Origin of the sequence: Lentzea sp. NPDC051213 (genome assembly GCF_044455585.1) — a bacterium.
Classification (GTDB): Bacteria; Actinomycetota; Actinomycetes; order Mycobacteriales; family Pseudonocardiaceae; genus Lentzea.
Genome location: NZ_JBITEX010000001.1, coordinates 695,140 through 713,462, shown reverse-complemented (window position 1 = coordinate 713,462; position 18,323 = coordinate 695,140). Strand labels below are relative to the sequence as shown.

Here is an 18,323-nt window from a genome sequence, read left to right as displayed (position 1 = left end):
GATGGCGCAAGCGTAGCGGGTCAGCAGTTCTCGGGCAGGCGGCGAACTTTCGCCGTTCAGGCGTGCGAGTGCTCGTGCTCCTCCGTGTGCGCCGCGTCGTGCACGTGAACGTGCGTGTGCGTTTCGCCGCCGTGCGTGTGGGCGTGCTCGTGCTCGACGTGGTCGTGCGCGTGCTCCCCGTGCGGGTGCGTGTGGGACTTGTCGCCGTGGCTGTGCTCGTGACTGTGGACGCTCATGCCGCGGAGCCTTGCACGTCTCCGGCCGGCGCGCAGAGGTGCAAGGTACTGCTTGTTGCCACTTTCTTGCACCGGAAGGGTTCTCACCGGCGCCTGACCGTCCAATCAGAACAGTGATCAGACCTTCAGCACCGCTTCCACGATGACGTTGTCGCGGTAGCTGCCCGCGACCCGGTCGAAGTCGCCGCCACAGGTCACCAGCCGCAGCTCCGACAACGGCGTCGGCCCGTACACGACGTCGGTCGGGAACGCGGTCTTCTGCGTCGAGTAGGTGCTGTTCACCACGAACGTCAGCTTGCTGCCGTCCTCGCGCTCCACCAGCACCTCGGCACCGGGCTGCAGCTCGGGCAGCCGGAAGAACACCCCCGGCCCGGTCTTCGAGTCGACGTGCCCCGCGATCACCGCCGGACCGGCGTCACCGGGCTTGATGCCCTTCGCGTACCAGCCGGCCTTGTCCGCGCGCGTCGGCGGCTCCAGCGCCCCCGCGCCGTCCACCTTCAGGGCCTCGAGCGAGGTGTCCACCCCGATCGACGGGATCAGCACCGTCACCGGCTCCGGCGCCTTCCCCGCGCCGGGGTCCTTCACGATGTAGATCAGCGCGACGACGATGACCGCGCCCATCACGAGCTTGCCCTTGCTCATCAGCCGAACCGGAACAGCCGGCCGCGCGCCGAGAACATCGCGATGCCCACGATCAGCGCGATGACCAGCGCCGTCACCCAGTCCCAGCCGCCAGCCATGCCGCCGAACCCGGTCTCCTGCCCGCCGCCGGGCACGACCTCGGCGCCCTTGGCGTCAGTTCGCAGCTCGATCCTGCGCGCGCTGACCAGCAGTGAGTAGACCGCCCCGGTCTCGAGCGTCGCGTCCAGCCTCGTCGTCTCCTTGCCGCGGGGCAGCACCTGCAGGGCGTCCGAGCCGGGCAGGATGACCACGTACCCGGTCGTGGAGTTCGCCTGCACGTTGCGGTGCACGGACGAACCCGACCGCACGAGGTCCATCTCCGCGTCACCCGCGTTGATCACCCGCAGTCGCGCCTGCCCGTTCGGCGGCAGGCTGACGTCGTCCTCCAGCACCTTCATCGACGAGGCGATGTCGAGCACCGTGTACGTCTTGCCGGCGACCGCCTGCACGAGCACGGACCGCAGCACCGGCGAGCGCGGATCGGCGCCCGCGGTCCGGAAGTCGACGACGTGCTCCCCCGGCTCGACGCGCCGGTAGTCGTAGAGCTGGGCGTAGTCGAGGGTGCCGAGGTTCACTCCGTCGAGGGTGGCGTCGACGCGTGCCTGGTCCATCGAGAAGTGCCCGATGCGCAGGTACGTGCCCGTGGCGGCGTGCGCGGGCACAGCCGAGAGCAGCAACAACAGCACGACGGCGAGCACTCGCACGCAGACCTCCCCTCACCGGACGCAACAACGATAACCCGCCTGATCAGCATCGGGCGGGTCTGTGCGCCTGCCCAGGCGCAACCGAGCGTCGAAATCCGCTACCGCGCGGTTCAGGACTCAGATCGACCCCGGCCGCGGATAACGCTCGGTGACGTCCAGCCCGTCCGGCAGCACCTCGAAGAGGTCCACCGGTGTGCGCTGGGAGACCATCTCGCCGCGGTGCCGGCGTCGCAGACGGTCTTTGGCGACGGCGACTTCCTGGCTCGACGCGGCCAGCACGAGCACCGGGACCGCGCCCAGCGAGACGTGCGCGCCCACGCGGTCGGAGCTGCCGCGCCCGAACTTGAGCACCTTGCCGTACCGGACCAGGTAGAGCAGGTTCTGGTCGCCGCGCGGGCGCTTGAGCTGCTGCACCTCACCGGTCGTGTCGTTGCAGCCCCACGTGCCGTGGGACTTGGTCAGCCACCGGAACCCGGTCCACGGCAACCCGTGCACGTCGGTGGCGAGCACCCGCCAGCCCGGCTGGAAGTACTTGGCGAGCCGGATCTTCACGGTCGTCGACGCGATGAGCTCCGAGTTCGCCCGCCAGGTGCCGTCGAGCTCGAGCCGCCGCGCGATCTTCTGCACCGCCGGGTCCGGCACCGACCTGTCGTCCAGGCACACCAGGCACCGCGTGGGCCAGCCGACGCCGCACGAGCGCGCGGCACCGCACCAGCCGCACTGGAAGATCTGCACGGGCGCTCCACCGGGGCGGTCGTGCACCAGCTTCATCTGATCGGCCACGACCTGCAGGCACGGCGAACACAGCGCACACCAGGCCACCTCGGTGACCTCCTTGCGCGGCAACCGAGTCATGCAGTTGATGCACTGCTTCACGTTGTCCTCCCCCGCGGGGAAGCCTATTCCAGCGCCCTTCTCAGGCGCGAGGAGACGAGGGCGTGCCGTGGATCTCCAGCCGGAAGCAGCAGCTGCAGCCGTTCGAGCACCTCGGCGTCCTCAACGCTGTCCGCGAACGACAGCAGCGCAGCGACATCGCCGCGGTCCAGCACGCTCCTGCGCACCGCCGCGGCCAGGTCCACGCGCTCCTCGCGGATCACGGGAGCGTCCGAACGGGGCAGCAACTCGCCGCTGTAGTGCCGGGTGGCCTTGCGCGCGTCGCCGGACCTCAACGCCGTGCGAACGTCCAGGAAGTCACCGTGCACCACCGCATCCAGCCGGTACGGCCTGGTCAGCAGCACACCACCGAGCTGCGCGCGCAACCTGTGCAGTTCGGCGCGGACCGTGGTCGGGTTCCCACGTTCACCATAGAGCAACAACGCGAGTTGCTCCGCCGTAAGACCCTTGGGGTGCAGGGCGAGCGCGGTCAGCACCTCGGCGTTGCGCAAGGTCAGCATCAGCGGCCGGCCGTCGAGATCGGCCTGGAGCCCGCCGAGGAACTTCAACCTCAGCACGTGCCCGCGCGGCACGAGGTGATCCACGAGGTGGTGCTCGGCGAGCTTGGCCGCGGCCGACACGAGCTGCGCGACGGCCGGGTGCATGGTCTTCAGCGGCCCGCTGACGTCGACGACCCCCAGCAGCAGGCCCGTGTGGGGGTCGCGGATCGGGCTCGCCGCACAGGTCCAGCCGTGGTAGGTCCGCACGAGGTGTTCGCGCGAGTGCACGGTGACGGGCTTGCCGGTCGCCAGCGCGGTGCCCATCGCGTTCGTGCCGATGGCGTCCTCGCTCCAGCACGAGCCCTCGGTGAGGTGGACGCGTTCGGCGACGTGCCGGACCCCGTTGTCGCCCTCGCACCACAGGATGTGGCCGCGGGTGTCCGTGACGACCATGATCGTCTCGTCCATCGCGAGGGTGTGCCTGAGCAACGGCACCGCCGGCGCCAGCGGATGTGCGCCACGCAGATCCGCCACCTCGTCCGGCCCGTAGACGACCGGCGCCTCGTGCCGGTCCGGATCGACGCGCGCGTCGAGGGAGCGCCGCCACGACTCGAAGATCACCGGCCGCGCGGCACCCAGCTCGACGGGGTCCATAGATCCAGGATGCAGGCCCCGCAGCGGGACCGGCAAGCCCGCGACTGCTCCATTCGGATGCAACGCATCTGAAACGTTGCCCGTTCTAACTTCGCCGCCTGTTCGCAACGACGCGGGAGGCCCGGCAATGGCTAAGTACGCGGCTCCAGGACAACCCGGCAGCGTGGTGACGTACCGCGACCGGTACGACCACTTCATCGGCGGCGAGTACGTCCCGCCCGCCAAGGGCGAGTACTTCGCCAACCCGACCCCGGTGACCGGAGAGGAGTTCACCGAGATCGCCCGCGGCACCGCGCAGGACGTCGAGCGCGCGCTGGACGCGGCCCACGGCGCAGCCCGCGCGTGGGGCAAGACCGCCCCCGCGGACCGCGCGAACGTGCTGAACAGGATCGCCGACCGCATGGAGGCCAACCTGGAGATGCTGGCCGTCGCGGAGTCGTGGGAGAACGGCAAGCCGATCCGCGAGACGCTGGCCGCCGACCTGCCGCTGGCCGTCGACCACTTCCGCTACTTCGCGGGCGTCATCCGCGCGCAGGAGGGCGGCATCTCGCAGATCGACGAAGACCTGGTGGCCTACCACTTCCACGAGCCGCTCGGTGTCGTCGCCCAGATCATCCCGTGGAACTTCCCGATCCTGATGGCGGTCTGGAAGCTCGCCCCCGCCCTCGCGGCGGGCAACGCGGTGGTGCTCAAGCCCGCCGAGCAGACACCGGCGTCGATCCTCGTGCTGATGGACCTGATCGCCGACCTGCTGCCGCCGGGCGTGGTGAACGTGGTCAACGGCTTCGGCGTCGAGGCGGGCAAACCCCTGGCGTCGTCGTCGCGGGTCGCGAAGGTGGCGTTCACCGGCGAGACGACCACCGGCCGGCTGATCATGCAGTACGCCAGCGAGAACATCATCCCGGTCACGCTGGAGCTCGGCGGCAAGTCGCCGAACGTGTTCTTCTCCGACGTGGCGTCGGAGCGGGATGCCTTCTACGACAAGGCTCTGGAAGGCTTCACGATGTTCGCCCTCAACCAGGGCGAGGTCTGCACGTGCCCGTCGCGGGCGTTGATCCAGAGCTCGATCTACGACGGCTTCCTCGGTGACGCCGTGGAACGGACTCAGACGATCAAGCAGGGCCACCCGCTCGACACCGACACGATGATCGGGGCGCAGGCGTCCAACGACCAGCTCGAGAAGATCCTGTCCTACATCGACATCGGCCGGCAGGAAGGCGCGAAGGTGCTGACCGGCGGCGAGCGCGCGGACCTCGGCGGCGAGCTGTCCGGCGGCTACTACGTCACGCCGACGATCTTCGAGGGCGACAACAAGATGAGGATCTTCCAGGAGGAGATCTTCGGCCCGGTCGTCGCCGTCACCCAGTTCTCCGACTACGACGACGCGGTGAAGACCGCCAACGACACCCTGTACGGCCTGGGCGCGGGCGTGTGGTCCCGCGACGGGTCCGTCGCCTACCGCGCCGGCCGCGACATCCAGGCGGGCCGCGTGTGGGTGAACAACTACCACGCCTACCCGGCGCACGCGGCGTTCGGCGGCTACAAGCAGTCCGGCATCGGCCGCGAGAACCACCGCATGATGCTCGACCACTACCAGCAGACCAAGAACCTCCTGGTCAGCTATTCGCAGAACGCCCAGGGCTTCTTCTGATGGCCCGCGTGGCACTGACCACGGAGGCGGCGGACGTGCTCCGCCGCCTCCGGGCGGACCACGGCGAGCTGATGTTCCACCAGTCCGGCGGCTGCTGCGACGGCTCGGCCCCGATGTGCTACCCCGCCGGGGAGTTCCGCACGGGCGGCGCCGACATCCACCTCGGTGACCTGAGCGTGGACTCGTTCGTCGTGCCGGTGTGGATGTCCGCCGCGCAGTTCGAGTACTGGAGCCACACGCACCTGACGATCGACGTGGTACCCGGACGTGGCAGCGGTTTCTCGCTGGAGTCCCCCATGGGGGTGCGTTTTCTGGTGCGTTCCCGACTGCTCAAAGACGAGGAGCTCTAGCATCTGCGCATGACCGTCCAATGCGGATGCTGCGGAGCCGAGATCAGTTCGACGGACCGCATCGACTACCGGCTGAACCGGCCGGAGCAGCTGATCGGCCTGCCCGGCGAGCAACTCGGCGCCCCCACAGGCGGCCTGCTCGTCGGACCGGACGGCACGTCGTACCTCCGTTGTCTGCTCCCGGTTCGGCTGACCGGCGGAGTGGAGCTCGTGTTCGGCGCCTGGATGCAGATCAGCAAGGTCGACGCGATGTACGCCCATGCGGTGTGGGACAACGACAGCGAGTACGCGAACCTGCGCGTCTCGGGCAGGTTCGCGAACTTCATCCGGCCGTGGGACCTGTTCGGCACCGCGGTCGAGGCCGCCGTGCTCAACACCGACGAGCTGCCGTACTTCACCTCGCACCCGTTGCTGGACCAGGAATGGGACCGCGACGAGGTGCTGAGCCGCATCCCGCACCCGCTGCCGATCCCGGTCCGCGAAACCCTCGGCGAGGTCTGGACCGTCGAGCGCAGCGAGGGCATGCGCCGCACGGTCGAGAACCGCACGGTGTGGTTCTCCAGCCCGGACCGCCGGGTGAGCCTCGACGTCTACGCCGACCGCACGGGCGGCAGCGTGAGCGACTTCCTGGGCGCCGTGCTGGACGGCTACCCGGCGAGCGCCGAGCACTCCGTCGAGCACGACGGCGCGGAGCTGCGGCACGCGTTCTGGCTGAGCGAGGTCATCGACGGGCACGAGGAGCAGGTGTTCCACGGGCACGTCGTGCGGCCGGGCACGATGCTCTCGGTGCGGTGCGTGTACCGCTACCCCGCAGACCGGGCGTGGGCGCAGCACGTGCTGAACAGCGTCCGGTACATCGGATGACCGCCTGCCAGTGCTGCGGCACCGAGATCGACGAGTCCGGCGCCCTCGACCTGGACCTCGGCCTGCCCGCCGAGCTGCACGGCGTGCCCGTCGAACGCCTCGCGGGCGGCACCGTCCTGCTGGCCGACGGGGCCGCGTACGCGCGGTGCGTGCTGCCCGTCGAACTGACCGGCGACCTGGAGTTGTGGTTCGGCGCCTGGATGCGGATCAGCGTCGAGAACGCCCAGCAGGGCCCCGAAGCACGTCTCGCCGGCACCTTCGCGCACAACATCAAGCCGTGGGACGGGCTGCACGGCGCGGAGGTCGTCGCCGAGGTCCGCGAGCCCGGCTCCCTGCCCGAGTTCGTCGAGCACCCGTTGCTCGGCACCACCTGGGACCGCGACGAGGTGCTGAGCTGCTTCCTCGTGACGCTGCCGGTGCCGGTGCGGCAGCAGCTGCCGGGGTCGTGGAGCGTCGAGCGCTCCGCCGACCTCACCCCGCACCTGACGGAGGACGGCCTGCGGTTCGCCGGCCCCGGACGCACGGTCTTCGTCGACATCCGCCGCTCCCCCGGCACCCCGGCCGACCAGTTCCTCGCCCTGGCCCTGGACGGCGCTCCGGACGTGCCCGCGGAGCAGCGGTTCCAGACTCGCGAAGGGGTCGAGCTGCGGCATGCGCTGTGGCTCACGACCAGCCAGAACGGCGTGGCGCAGCACGAGTTCTACGGCCACGTCGTGCGGTTCGGCGAGATGCTCGTGCTCACGGTCGTGCACGACGACCCGGCCGATCACGGGTGGGCACGGCACGTGCTCAACAGCGTCCGGCACGTCGTGCCCCGCAGGCACGTCACTCCCCGAAGGTCAGCCGCATCTCCTTGAGCGCGAAGCTCACCAGCGGCGTGCGCCCGGTCAGCCAGCCGAGCGGCCCGTCGACCGGGCAGAACCAGGCGGCCCGTGCCAGCCGCAGCCTCCCGGACACCACGGTGCGGGTGCGCACATCCCGGCCGTCCAGGCGTTGCACGGTCCAGCCTTTGACCTTCCACCTGCCGGGAAGCGCCACGCCCCCGGCCACCGCCGCGCCCGCGATCGACGAACCCTGCCCGAACCTCGCCAGGTGCTTGGGGATCGCCCACATCTCGCGGCCGCCCTGCCGGGACTCCTCGCTGTCGACCCAGATCTGCGGCACCGACACGGCCACCCCGCCCCGGTCCCACACGGGGCTCGCGACGAGCAGCTCCTCATAGGACAGCACGCCGCCCGGCTCGTACGACACGAAGGCCACGGCCACGAAAACGTTGCCCGCCAGCGTGATCAGCCGAGCGCCTGCGGGCAGGTGATCCTGCGGGGCCCGCCGCCGCGGCACCCGGAAGAGGGAGATCACGAGCGATCCCCTCAGGTGCCACGGCTCCGGCGGATATCCCATGTGCCGACCGTACAGCGATCAGACGCGCACGAGTTTCCAGTACTGGTTGAACTCGCCGTTGCAGGTCCACTCGGGCTCGGGGAGGACCCTCGGCAGCACCGCCGGGTCGCGGCCGTGCTCGCCTACCTGCGGTATCAGGACGTGCGCGACCTGGATCGTAACGTCAGGGAAATCCCAAGTTTGCCCGCGTGAGCTGGACCACTACCAGAGGCGGGCTCACGATTCCCGCCATGAACGTCCTGCTGGCATTCGCACTCGCCGCGAGCATCACGACGCCCGCGCACCTGCCGCCGTCGGCTCCGTGTCCGGCGAACGTCCCCGCCGGCACCACCTGTTACGAGGGCCGGGACGCCAACGGCGCCTACTACACGATCGCCGTGCCTAAGCACTGGAACAAGACGCTGGTCGTGCACTCGCACGGCGGGCCCGACCTGGGCGAGCCCACGCCCGAGCGCACGCGGGACGACCTGAACCGCTGGGCCGTCATGGTCAAGGAGGGTTACGCGTGGGCGGGCACGTCGTACCGCCGCGGTGGCTACGGCACGCGGATGGCCGCGGAGGACACCGACAACCTGCGCCAGATGGTCAGCGCGATGCTGAAGCCGCGCAAGGTCTACCTCCACGGCCAGTCGTGGGGTGGCAACGTCGCGGCCAAGACCATCGAGCTGTACAAGGGCTATGACGCCGCACTGCTCACCAGTGGCGTGATGGCGGGCGGCACCCGCGGGTACGACTACCGGGTCGACCTGCGCGCGGTCTACCAGTACTACTGCGGCAACCACCCGCGGCCGTCCGAGGTGCAGTACCCGCTGTGGATGGGGCTGCGCAAGGACTCCACGATGACGACGGCCGGGTTGCGCGGCCGGATCGAGGAGTGCCTCGGCACGGCGGGCAACCGCACGCCCGAGCAGCAGCAGAAGCTCACCGACATCCTCACGGTCACGAAGATCCCCGAGGAGACGCTGAACTCGCACCTCAACTTCGCGACCTTCACGTTCCGGGACATCGTGCACAACCGGCTGGGCGGCAAGAACCCGTTCAGCAACAAGGGTGTGCAGTACAAGGGCTCCCACGACGACGCGGCGCTGAACGCGGGCGTCGAGCGGTTCGCCGCCGACCCCGAGGCACGCGCGCAGCTCGCCTACGACAGCGACCTCACCGGGAAGATCAACATTCCGGTGCTGTCGGTGCACGCGATCGGCGACCCGACGGCGTTCGTGGAGCACGAGTCCGCGTACCGGGACACCGTGGTGAAGGCCGGCCGCTGGTGGAACCTCGTGCAGACCTTCACGACCGAGGCCACGCACAGCGCCTTCAGCGACTCCGAGTACGCCTCGGCCATGCAGGCGCTGGAGGCGTGGGAGAAGTGGGGACTGCGCGCCAACCCGTACCTGATGGCGCTCAGCTGCCCCGGTCACGACAGGAAGTACGGCACGGGCTGCTTCTTCGACCCGCGCTACCGCCCGCAGCCCTACGAGTCCAGGGTCATCCCCAGGACTTGACCTGCACCATGGTCGAGGTACGAGGATCTTGACCATGAGTGAGCCAGCAGAGATCGAGAAGCTCGTCGCGACCGTCCAGCACTCCCAGCAGAACGAACTCCCGGAAGAGTTCATCAGCCTCTTCCGGGAGGACGCGATCTGGACGACCGCGCACGGCAAGCGGCTGACCGGCCGCGACGAGATCGCCTCCTTCACGCGCCAGGTCCTCCCCGGCGCGATGAAGGAGGCGACCGCCTCGTACGAGGTGGCGCACATCCTCTTCATCCGGCCCGACGTGGCGGCGGTGAAGATCCGCCAGCGGCCGGTCCGGCTCGACGGCACCCCCATCCTGGATCAGAACGAGGGGTCCCCGCTCTACATCCTGTCCAAAGAGGATGGCGAGTGGAGGATCGCCGCCGGGCAGAACACCATCGTGCTCTAACGGCCCTGCAACGACTTCACCTTGTCGCCGAAGGTCCAGTTCTTCGAGCCGTCCCAGTTGATCGACCAGGTCATCAGGCCCTTGAGCTGGCCGTTGAAGCTGTTCCACGCCTGACCGACGAGGGTGGGGTTCATGTACCCACCACCGGCGCCCGGCTGCGCGGGCAGTCCTGGCACCTGCTTGTCGTAGGGCACCCGGATCGTGGTGCCCTGGATGACGAGGCCGCGGTTGAGGCACTGGGTCTGCGCGACGAACCCCTGCACGGTCCCGGCCTGGTAGCTGTCGCCGGAGCAGCCGTACATCGAGCCGTTGTAGTACTGCATGTTCAGCCACCACAGGCGCCCGTTGTCCGCGTACTTCTTGACGATCGGCAGATAAGCGCCCCAGATGGAGCCGTAGGCAACGCTGCCGCCCGTCACGTAGGCGGTCTCCGGCGCCATGGTGAGCCCGAAGTTGGACGGCATCGCCGCCAGCACGCCGTCGATGATGCGGACCAGGTTGGCCTGCGAGGTGGACAGCTGGTTGATGTTGCCGCTGCCGACCAGGCCGGTCTCGATGTCGATGTCGATCCCGTCGAAGTTGTACTTCTTCAGGATCGGCACGACGGTCGCGACGAACCGGTTCGCCACGGTCGCCGAGCTCAGGTCGATGCCCGCGGTCGCGCCGCCGATCGACAGCAGGATCGTGGCGCCCGCCGCCTTCGCCGCGCACATCTCGGCCGGGGTGGCGACCTTGACGGTCGAGTCCATCCCGTCCTCCCACAGCACCGTGCCGTCGGAGCGGATCACCGGGAACGCCGCGTTGATCACGTTGTAGCCGTGCTGCTTGATGCGGCTGTCGGTGATCGGGGTCCAGCCGAACGGCGGGTGGACCCCGTTCGACGCGCCGTCCCAGTTCTCCCAGTAGCCGTGCAGGACCTTGCCCGCCGGGCGGGACTTGATCGCGCACGTGTCGGCGGCCTGGGCCGCGGTCGACGGAACCAGCAGGGCGCTCACGAGCAGAAGCAGGGCTGTCGCTGCCTTCACTGCACGGGCCCTCAACAACAAGCGGGCAGCCATTCGCTCACCTTTCGTGTGCGGGCGGCGACCCGTTGTCATTGAAGCACGAAATGGTCCAGACCTCTACTAGGCGGCGGCCCTTGACCACGCCTTCAGGGACCACAGCGTTTCCTCGGAGACCTTCCACAGCCGCGCGGCGGCCTCGGGGTCCTGCGCGTAGGCGGCCACACCCCGGCGAGGATCACCGGCGACGTGCGGAGCAGCCTCGTTGCAGTCGTCGAAGTACTTGCCCGACACGCCTTCCAGCAACGGCGAGGTCGCCACCACCAGCGTCGTCGCGGCACCCTGCTCCGGCGTCTTCATCCGCCGCACCGCCGTGCCGCCGCTCAACCGGATGCGCTCCTGCAGCTCTTCCTCGGTGAGGTGCCGCTGCAGGTTCGTGGCGATGCTGCCGGGCATCAACGCGTTCATCGTGATGCCCTCCGAGGCCCACCGGACCCCGGCCTCGACACCGAACAGGATGTTCGCGGTCTTCGACTGGCCGTACGCCTCCCAGCGCTCGTACTCGCGGTGCTCGTAGTGGATGTCGTCGAACACGACCTCGCCCATCAGGTGCGCGGACGAGCTGACGTTCACCACCCGTGCACCCTCGGCACGCAGCGAGTTGAACAGGCCCAGGGTCAGCGTGAAGTGCCCGAAGTGGTTGGTCGCGAACTGCAGCTCCCAGCCTTCCGGGGTGCGGGTGAACGGCGTGGCCATGACGCCCGCGTTGTTCACCAGCAGGTGCAGCGGCCCGTCCCAGTTGCGGGCGAAGGCCTTCACCGAGTCCTGCGACGCCAGGTCCAGCCCCGCCACGGAGATCTTCTTGTTGCCCGTGGCGGCGATCAGGGCCGACGCCACCCGCTGGCCGGCGTCGATGTCGCGGGCCGCGATCGTCACCTCGGCACCGGCCGTGGCGAGCGCCCGCACGGTCTCGACGCCGATACCGGACGCCCCACCGGTGACCACCGCGCGACGACCCGAGAGGTCAACGCCCTCAACGACTTCCAGCGCCGTCGTCTCGATCCCGAACGGTGTGGTGATCATGCCTGTTCTCCAACCTTCAAGGTGTCCTCGGAGACCTTCCACAGCTGCGCGGCAGCCTCGGGGTCCTGCGCGTAGGCGGCGACGCCCGACCCGTGCTCCGGCGTGGTCGGCAGCGCCTCGTTGCCGTCCTCGAAGTACAGCCCGGAGCGGCCCTCGACCAGCGGCGAGACGGCCAGCACCAGCGTCGTGGCCGCGCCCTGCTCAGGCGACTTCAGCCGCATGCCGCCGCCACGCAGCCGGATCCGCTCCTGCAGTTCCTCCTCGGAGATGTGCCGCTGGAGGTTCGTCAGGATCCCGCCGGGCATCAACGCGTTCATCGTGACGCCCTCACCGGCCCAGCGCCTGCCCGCCTCGACACCGAACAGCACGTTCGCGGTCTTCGACTGGCCGTACGCCAGCCACGGGTCGTACGCGCGGCGCTCGAAGTGGATGTCCTCGAACACGACGGGGCTCACCAGGTGGCCGCTCGAGCTGACGTTGACCACGCGCGCACCCTCGGCGCGCAGCGCGTCGAACAGACCCAGCGTCAGGGTGAAGTGGCCGAAGTGGTTCGTGGCGAACTGCTGCTCCCAGCCCTCCGGGGTGCGGGTGAGGGGCGAGGCCATCACCCCGGCGTTGTTGATCAGCAGGTGCAGCGGGCCGTCCCAGTCGCGGACGAACTGCTTCACCGAGTCCTGCGAGATCAGCTCCAGCGGAGCCACGAAGATGTTCTTGTTGCCGGTCGAATCCGCCAGCGAGGCGGCGACGCGGTTGCCCACCTCGGCGTTGCGAGCCGCGATGGTGACCTCGGCGCCCGCGGCGGCCAGTGCCCGCACGGTCTCGACGCCGATGCCCGACGCCCCACCGGTGACCACGGCGCGACGGCCAGACAGGTCGACGCCCTCGACGACCTCGAGAGCTGTGGTCTCGAAGCCGAACGGGGTGGTGATGCGCTCACTCATTTCAGTTCCCCAACCTGTGTCGTACACTGAAACGGAGGTTCCTCCGGTTCGCGTTCCAGTTAAGCGGAGGAACCTCCGTTTAGCAAAGTGACCTGGACCACACCGTCTTTGAGCGAGAAGAGAGCCGACAGTGCGCGCTGACGCTGCCCGCAACCGGGCGTTGCTCCTCGAGGTGGCGCTCGACGCGTTCACCCACGAGAAGGACGTGACGCTCGGCGCCATCGCCAAGAAGGCAGGCGTCGGGATCGGCACGCTGTACCGGCACTTCCCCACCCGCGAGGCGTTGATCGAGGCCGTCTACCGCACGGAGCTCGAGAAGCTCTGCGACGCGGCCCCCGAACTGCTCGAGGCCCACGAGCCGGAGGCGGCGCTGCGCGAGTGGATGGACCGCTTCATCGCTTACGCCGCAACGAAACGCGACCTCAAGGACGCGCTGCAGGCGGTGATCGCGGCCGGCATCAACCCGTTCGAGCACAGCCGCGCCAAGATGACCGAGGCCGTGAGCCTGCTGCTGACCCCGCTGGGCGCGCGGACCGACCCGATGGACCTGATGGTGATGCTGATCGGCGTCGCGCAGAACGGCGACCCGGATCAGGCCGAGCGGATGCTCGACCTGATCATGGACGGGATTCGGTTCGGCGCTGCTCGAACCGTTCGATGAGCGACGGCACCTCGGCGAGCAGGAACTCGTAGAAGTCCCGCATGTACTCCAGCCGCTCGCGGGCCGGTCCCGGCTCGACGGCCTCGACGCCCCGCGCGACGGCGGTCAGGATGTCGTCGATCGGCGCGTGCTGCCTGCCGTAGAGCGTGGTCCACGCGCGGTCGCGCATCCGGTAGTGCTCGCGGCGGCTGCCCTGCGCCGGCACCCGCTCGATCAACCCCATCTGCATGACCATCTTGATGGCGCCGGAGACCGAGCCGGCGCTCGCCCCGAGGTCCTTGGACAGGTCGCCGGCGGTCAGCGACGGCAGATCGGTGAACAGGAACGCCGCCAGCACCCGCGCGCCCATCCGCTGCATCCCGGCATCGGTCAGCGCGAACGCCAAGCGCTGTGCCGCCTCCTGCCGGGCAGCTTCCTTCCGCTTTGTCTCGCCCGTCACACCGCGCCAACCTGTCTTCAGAAATTTCTGAACGTTCGCTAGCCTCAATCCTAGGGGGAAGGGGCTGGTCATGGCCACAGCACTCGTCGTAGGCGCCGGGATCTCCGGCCTGGTCACCGCACTCAGACTGACCCGCAGCGCGTGGGAGGTCGTCGTGCTCGACCACGGCACGCACCACGAGACGGTGCCGCTCAGGGGCCCCGACCGGCACGCCGCCCGCCGGCTGGCCGCCCTGCCCCACCCGCTGCACTACGAGACGCGGCACAGCACCGTCACCGCGCTGCAGCCCGACCGATTCGGCGTCACCGTCGCCTTCAACGACCACGACGACGAGTGGTTCGACGTCGTGGTCTGCGCCCAGCCCTGCTGTGACGCCGAACGATTACCCGGCCTGCGCCTCGAATCCTGGTCCCGCGACCACGTGGCACTGCTCTACCGCGCCGTCCGGGACACCGGCATCCCGCTGAGCGCCGCCGAACTGCTCGCCGACGCCTTCGACATCCACCGCGACGACCACGCGGCATTTGCTTGGTGGGAAACCACTCTCAAGCCTCACACCGTTAGGCGGGCCTTTACCCGCGTTCGGTAAGCCTCCTGGCCATGACCACGTTACGGAGACGTACCTTCATCGTGGGCGGCCTCGCGGGAGCGAGCGCCGGACTGACGGTTCCCAAGCTGGCCAACGCGATCGGCTACCCCTTCACCCTCGGCGTCGCGTCCGGCGAACCCGCCGCGGACGGGTTCGTCATCTGGACCCGCCTCGCCCCGAACCCGCTGAACGCCGACGGCCTGGGCGGCATGCCGAACACCAACACCGCCGTCGACTGGCAGGTCGCCACCGACGAGCACTTCACCAGCGTCACCCAGACCGGCACCTTCACCACCACGCAGGCCGCCGGTCACTCCGTCCACGTCACCCTCACCGGCCTGCAACCCGGCCGCGAGTACTGGTACCGCTTCCGCACCGGCGGTCACCTCTCCCCCGCCGGCCGCGCCCTCACCGCTCCGGCCGTCGGCACCTCCCCGGCGCTGACGATGCTCTTCGCCTCGTGCTCGCACTTCGAGGAGGGCTACTTCACCGCCTACCGGCGCATGGCGGAAGAGCACCCCGACCTGATCCTGCACCTCGGCGACTACATCTACGAAGGCGGCGCCACCACCACGAAGGTCCGCACGTTCGCGCCCTCGGCGGAGATCAGCACGCTGGCCGACTACCGGGTCCGGCACGCCCAGTACAAGACCGACCCGGACCTCCAGGCCGCGCACGCCGCCGCACCGTGGCTCGTCGTCTGGGACGACCACGAGGTCGAGAACAACTACGCGAACCTGATCCGCAACGACGCCAGCCCCGCCGGTGACTTCAAGGCACGCCGAGCCGCCGCTTACAAGGCGTACTACGAGCACATGCCGCTTCGGTCCGCACAGGCGCCGACCGCGGAGAACATGCTGCTGCACCGCAGGGTTCGCTGGGGCAGCCTCGCCACGTTCCACCTGCTCGACACCCGCCAGTACCGCCACGACCAGGCGTGCGGCGACGGCACGAAGGTCTGCCCGGCCGCCGACGACCCGGCCCGCTCGCTCACCGGCACCTCGCAGGAGACCTGGCTGATCGACGGCCTGCGGCAGAAACTCGGCACCTGGGACTTCCTCGGTCAGCAGGTGTTCTTCGCCCAACGGCTCGCGGCCGCGGACGGGTCGAAGAGCATGGACGCCTGGGACGGCTACACCGCCAACCGCACCCGCCTGCAGAACGCCTGGGACACCAACGGCAACAAGGGCACCGTCGTCCTCACCGGCGACGTGCACCGCAGCTGGGCCGCGAACCTCATGCAGAGCTACCAGTCGCAGAACCGGATCATCGGCACCGAGCTGGTCACCACGTCGGTCACGTCCGGCGGCGACGGCAACGCCGCCGACAACTCGTTGAATCCGACGCTGAACCCGCACGTGAAGTTCTTCAAGAACCTGCGCGGATATGTCCGCACCACCACCGACCCCACCGAGATGCGGGTCGACTTCCGGGCCGTGGACAAGGTCACCGTCCGCGACTACCCGGTGAAGACCGTGCAGAGCTACGTGGTCGAGGCGAACAACCCCGGATTGCAGGCGCCGTGAAGACACTGCTGATCGCCACCCTGATGCTGGCCCCTGCCCCCATGACGTGGTCCACGGTCAACAGCACCTCGACCGGGGACCAGGACAACGCCGCGGTCTCGTCCACCCGCAACGGCTACACCGCCGTCGTGTGGGAGGACGACCGCGACACCACCGAACCCGGCGACCCGATCCACTCCGACATCTGGATCCGGCTCTACCAGGAGGGAACCTCGCTCTACGAGAAGAAGCTGAGCGCGGGCGGCACCGGCAACTGGCGTCACTGGCAGCCCGACGTGGCACTGCACGAGAACGGCAGCGCGGTCGTCGTGTGGTCGGAAGACCCGGACGGCAACGGTTTCTACAACATCGCGGTCCGCACGGTCAGCGTGTCCGGCACGGTGGCGGGCACCGGCACGGCCAACGCGAACGCGGACGGCCAGCAGTACTTCCCCAGCGTCGCGGCGGATCCGGACACCGGCGGCTTCGCGGTGGCGTGGGAGGACAAGCAAGGCACCGCAGCACCGACCGTGCGCGCCAGCGGGTTCGCCTCGCTGACGTCGAAGACCTACGAGGCCCAGGTCAGCAACGTTGGCGGCACCCACGCGAAGCCCCAGGTCGCCATGGGCGCCGCGGGCAACGCGATCGTGGCGTGGGAGGCGGACGCGAACGTCGCCCGCAAGATCCTCACCCCGGCAGGCGGCGTGAAGCAGGCGCAAACCACGACGGGGCAAGGGAAACGCCCGGACGTGGCGGCCAACTTCAACGGCGACTTCGCCATCGCCTGGGAGCAGTCGGGTGTCCGCTCCCGTTCGTTCACCGCGGCCGGTGCGGCGCGCGGCACGGCGGACGCGCAGACCACCGGCACCGACCCGCAGGTCGGGATCGACGACCAGCTCGGCGTCGCGGTGGTGACCGCCGAGGCGCAGGACGTCTACACGCACGCCTACAACCCCGACGGCACCACGACCGGCCGTCCGCCGAGGCAGCTCAGCGTGTCCACCGCGGCCGGACGGCAGGACGAACCCGCGGCAGGCGTCGACCCGTGGGGCCGGATCAGCGTCGTCTACACCGACGACAACGACGGCAACGGGCACGACCAGGTCTACCTGGGCACGGGTCTCACCACCCAGGCCTGGTAGGGATCGCGAGTGGTTGTGGCCGTCCCAGCTGCCCACAACCACTCGCGACCTCACCTCTGGTCGAGCGGACGGCGCCTGCGGTGCACGTCCGCCAGGGAGGCCGGCTTCCACCAGCCGTGCACGTCGTAGGCGTCCACGCCCGGCGGCACGATCTCGTCGATCCGGTCCAGCACGTCATCGGTCAGCACCAGCGACGCGCCCTCCAGCAACGACTCCAGCTGCTCCATCGTGCGCGGGCCGATGATCGCCGAGGTCACCCCCGGATGCGTGGTCGTGAACGCGATCGCGAGCGCGGGCAACGACACGCCCAACTCGTCGGCCAGCTTCGCGAACAGCTCGACCGCCTCGAACTTCGCGGCGTTCTTCGGCAGCGACTCGTCGAACCGCTCAGGTGTCAGCGTGGACCGGAACGCCTCCGCGGCGGCGCCCCGCCGGTGCTTGCCGGACAGGAAGCCGCCGGCCAGCGGGCTCCACACCAGCACCCCCATCCCGAGGCGCTGGCAGACCGGCAGCACCGACCGCTCGATCCCGCGCGCCAGCAACGAGTACGGCGGCTGCTCGGTCCGGAACCGCAGGAAGCCCCGATCCGAAGAGACGTGGTGCGCCTCCACGATCTCCTCCGCCGGGAACGTCGAGCACCCGAACGCGCGGATCTTCCCGTCACGCACCAGATCAGTCAGCACCGACAGCGTTTCCTCGATGTCTGTCGTGTAGTCCGGCCGGTGCACCTGGTAGAGGTCGATCCAGTCGGTGCCGAGCCGGCGCAGGCTGTCCTCCACCGCGCGCACGATGTGCCGGCGCGAGTTGCCGCTGCGGTTGCGGCCCTCCCCGAGCGGGAAGTGCACCTTCGTGGCCAGCACGACGTCGTCGCGGCGGTCCGCGAGCGCCTTGCCGACGATCTCCTCGGACTCCCCGGCCGAGTACATGTCAGCGGTGTCGACGAAGTTGATGCCCGCGTCGAGCGCGCGGTGGATGATCCGCACGCCGTCGGCGTGGTCGTCGTTGGCGATGGAGCCGAACATCATGGCGCCGAGGCAGTGGTGACTGACCTCGATGCCGGTTCCCCCGAGTACGCGATAACGCATGGTCATGTCGGCAAACCTAGAAACTAGAGTCGCCTCTAGG

Annotated in this window: 21 protein-coding genes; 10 read left to right on the top strand and 11 right to left on the bottom strand. The window is 69.3% G+C overall.

Annotation, left to right across the window (positions count from 1 at the left end; all coding sequences use genetic code 11):
* Positions 1 to 56: 56 nt before the first annotated feature.
* From ACIA8G_RS03165 to ACIA8G_RS03145, 5 genes are all read right to left on the bottom strand, one after another.
* Positions 57 to 236, bottom strand: coding sequence for a zinc transporter Slc39a7 (locus ACIA8G_RS03165; protein WP_396416589.1), 180 nt, complete (start codon positions 234 to 236; stop codon positions 57 to 59).
* Between the two features lie 117 nt (positions 237 to 353).
* A complete protein-coding gene (locus tag ACIA8G_RS03160; RefSeq protein WP_396416588.1) occupies positions 354 to 878 on the bottom strand; it encodes a class F sortase in 525 nt (174 codons plus the stop codon).
* Positions 878 to 1,621, bottom strand: coding sequence for a DUF4397 domain-containing protein (locus ACIA8G_RS03155; RefSeq protein WP_396416587.1), 744 nt, complete (start codon positions 1,619 to 1,621; stop codon positions 878 to 880). Before ACIA8G_RS03155 ends, ACIA8G_RS03160 begins: the two co-directional genes overlap by 1 nt.
* Before the next feature lie 117 nt (positions 1,622 to 1,738).
* Complete coding sequence (locus ACIA8G_RS03150) at positions 1,739 to 2,497, bottom strand: hypothetical protein (RefSeq protein WP_396416586.1); 759 nt, start codon at positions 2,495 to 2,497, stop codon at positions 1,739 to 1,741.
* 23 nt (positions 2,498 to 2,520) lie between these two features.
* Positions 2,521 to 3,648, bottom strand: coding sequence for a GAF domain-containing protein (locus ACIA8G_RS03145; RefSeq protein WP_396416585.1), 1,128 nt, complete (start codon positions 3,646 to 3,648; stop codon positions 2,521 to 2,523).
* Between the two features lie 127 nt (positions 3,649 to 3,775).
* On the opposite strand from ACIA8G_RS03145, the gene adh reads away from it, so the two are divergent.
* Genes adh through ACIA8G_RS03125 form a run of 4 tightly spaced genes read left to right on the top strand, consistent with a single transcriptional unit; the run spans position 3,776 to position 7,370 of the window.
* The gene (adh, locus tag ACIA8G_RS03140; protein WP_396416584.1) at positions 3,776 to 5,299 is read left to right on the top strand and encodes an aldehyde dehydrogenase; all 1,524 of its coding nucleotides are present in this window, start codon (positions 3,776 to 3,778) and stop codon (positions 5,297 to 5,299) included.
* Complete coding sequence (locus tag ACIA8G_RS03135; protein WP_396416583.1) at positions 5,299 to 5,649, top strand: DUF779 domain-containing protein; 351 nt, start codon at positions 5,299 to 5,301, stop codon at positions 5,647 to 5,649. The genes adh and ACIA8G_RS03135 overlap by 1 nt, the downstream gene beginning before the upstream one ends.
* Before the next feature lie 9 nt (positions 5,650 to 5,658).
* Positions 5,659 to 6,513: a hypothetical protein gene (locus ACIA8G_RS03130; protein ID WP_396416582.1), complete on the top strand. Its 855-nt coding sequence runs from the start codon at positions 5,659 to 5,661 to the stop codon at positions 6,511 to 6,513.
* Positions 6,510 to 7,370 (top strand): hypothetical protein, encoded by an 861-nt coding sequence (locus tag ACIA8G_RS03125; RefSeq protein WP_396416581.1) that lies wholly within the window; start codon positions 6,510 to 6,512, stop codon positions 7,368 to 7,370. The genes ACIA8G_RS03130 and ACIA8G_RS03125 overlap by 4 nt, the downstream gene beginning before the upstream one ends.
* Here ACIA8G_RS03125 and ACIA8G_RS03120 read toward each other — a convergent pair.
* On the bottom strand, positions 7,339 to 7,914 hold the full coding sequence (locus ACIA8G_RS03120) for an acetoacetate decarboxylase family protein (RefSeq protein WP_396416580.1): 576 nt from the start codon (positions 7,912 to 7,914) through the stop codon (positions 7,339 to 7,341). The two genes, ACIA8G_RS03125 and ACIA8G_RS03120, sit on opposite strands and share 32 nt — an antisense overlap.
* A gap of 188 nt (positions 7,915 to 8,102) precedes the next feature.
* Between ACIA8G_RS03120 and ACIA8G_RS03115 the strand changes: the two genes are divergently transcribed.
* On the top strand, positions 8,103 to 9,416 hold the full coding sequence (locus tag ACIA8G_RS03115; protein ID WP_396416579.1) for an alpha/beta hydrolase family protein: 1,314 nt from the start codon (positions 8,103 to 8,105) through the stop codon (positions 9,414 to 9,416).
* A 34-nt stretch (positions 9,417 to 9,450) separates the two neighbouring features.
* Positions 9,451 to 9,837, top strand: a complete 387-nt coding sequence (locus ACIA8G_RS03110; RefSeq protein WP_396416578.1) for an SgcJ/EcaC family oxidoreductase — start codon at positions 9,451 to 9,453, stop codon at positions 9,835 to 9,837.
* On the opposite strand, the gene ACIA8G_RS03105 is transcribed toward ACIA8G_RS03110, so the two are convergent.
* The 3 genes from ACIA8G_RS03105 to ACIA8G_RS03095 form a co-directional block, all read right to left on the bottom strand.
* On the bottom strand, positions 9,834 to 10,838 hold the full coding sequence (locus ACIA8G_RS03105) for a chitinase (RefSeq protein WP_396417304.1): 1,005 nt from the start codon (positions 10,836 to 10,838) through the stop codon (positions 9,834 to 9,836). The two genes, ACIA8G_RS03110 and ACIA8G_RS03105, sit on opposite strands and share 4 nt — an antisense overlap.
* A 123-nt stretch (positions 10,839 to 10,961) precedes the next feature.
* Positions 10,962 to 11,921 carry an SDR family NAD(P)-dependent oxidoreductase gene (locus ACIA8G_RS03100; RefSeq protein WP_396416577.1) on the bottom strand — a complete coding sequence of 320 codons (960 nt, stop codon included), beginning with the start codon at positions 11,919 to 11,921 and terminating at the stop codon, positions 10,962 to 10,964.
* The gene (locus ACIA8G_RS03095; RefSeq protein ID WP_396416576.1) at positions 11,918 to 12,862 is read right to left on the bottom strand and encodes an SDR family NAD(P)-dependent oxidoreductase; all 945 of its coding nucleotides are present in this window, start codon (positions 12,860 to 12,862) and stop codon (positions 11,918 to 11,920) included. The genes ACIA8G_RS03100 and ACIA8G_RS03095 overlap by 4 nt, the downstream gene beginning before the upstream one ends.
* A gap of 130 nt (positions 12,863 to 12,992) precedes the next feature.
* On the opposite strand from ACIA8G_RS03095, the gene ACIA8G_RS03090 reads away from it, so the two are divergent.
* Positions 12,993 to 13,523 (top strand): TetR/AcrR family transcriptional regulator, encoded by a 531-nt coding sequence (locus tag ACIA8G_RS03090; RefSeq protein ID WP_396416575.1) that lies wholly within the window; start codon positions 12,993 to 12,995, stop codon positions 13,521 to 13,523.
* Here ACIA8G_RS03090 and ACIA8G_RS03085 read toward each other — a convergent pair.
* Complete coding sequence (locus ACIA8G_RS03085; RefSeq protein ID WP_396416574.1) at positions 13,480 to 13,962, bottom strand: GbsR/MarR family transcriptional regulator; 483 nt, start codon at positions 13,960 to 13,962, stop codon at positions 13,480 to 13,482. The two genes, ACIA8G_RS03090 and ACIA8G_RS03085, sit on opposite strands and share 44 nt — an antisense overlap.
* Positions 13,963 to 14,032: 70 nt before the next feature.
* Here ACIA8G_RS03085 and ACIA8G_RS03080 point away from each other — a divergent pair, with 70 nt between their 5' ends.
* Genes ACIA8G_RS03080 through ACIA8G_RS03070 form a run of 3 tightly spaced genes read left to right on the top strand, consistent with a single transcriptional unit; the run spans position 14,033 to position 17,198 of the window.
* Complete coding sequence (locus ACIA8G_RS03080) at positions 14,033 to 14,551, top strand: NAD(P)-binding protein (protein ID WP_396416573.1); 519 nt, start codon at positions 14,033 to 14,035, stop codon at positions 14,549 to 14,551.
* 11 nt (positions 14,552 to 14,562) lie between these two features.
* The gene (locus tag ACIA8G_RS03075) at positions 14,563 to 16,077 is read left to right on the top strand and encodes an alkaline phosphatase D family protein (RefSeq protein ID WP_396416572.1); all 1,515 of its coding nucleotides are present in this window, start codon (positions 14,563 to 14,565) and stop codon (positions 16,075 to 16,077) included.
* Positions 16,074 to 17,198, top strand: a complete 1,125-nt coding sequence (locus tag ACIA8G_RS03070; RefSeq protein WP_396416571.1) for a hypothetical protein — start codon at positions 16,074 to 16,076, stop codon at positions 17,196 to 17,198. Before ACIA8G_RS03075 ends, ACIA8G_RS03070 begins: the two co-directional genes overlap by 4 nt.
* Before the next feature lie 50 nt (positions 17,199 to 17,248).
* On the opposite strand, the gene ACIA8G_RS03065 is transcribed toward ACIA8G_RS03070, so the two are convergent.
* The gene (locus ACIA8G_RS03065) at positions 17,249 to 18,283 is read right to left on the bottom strand and encodes an aldo/keto reductase (protein ID WP_396417303.1); all 1,035 of its coding nucleotides are present in this window, start codon (positions 18,281 to 18,283) and stop codon (positions 17,249 to 17,251) included.
* Positions 18,284 to 18,323 lie beyond the last annotated feature (40 nt).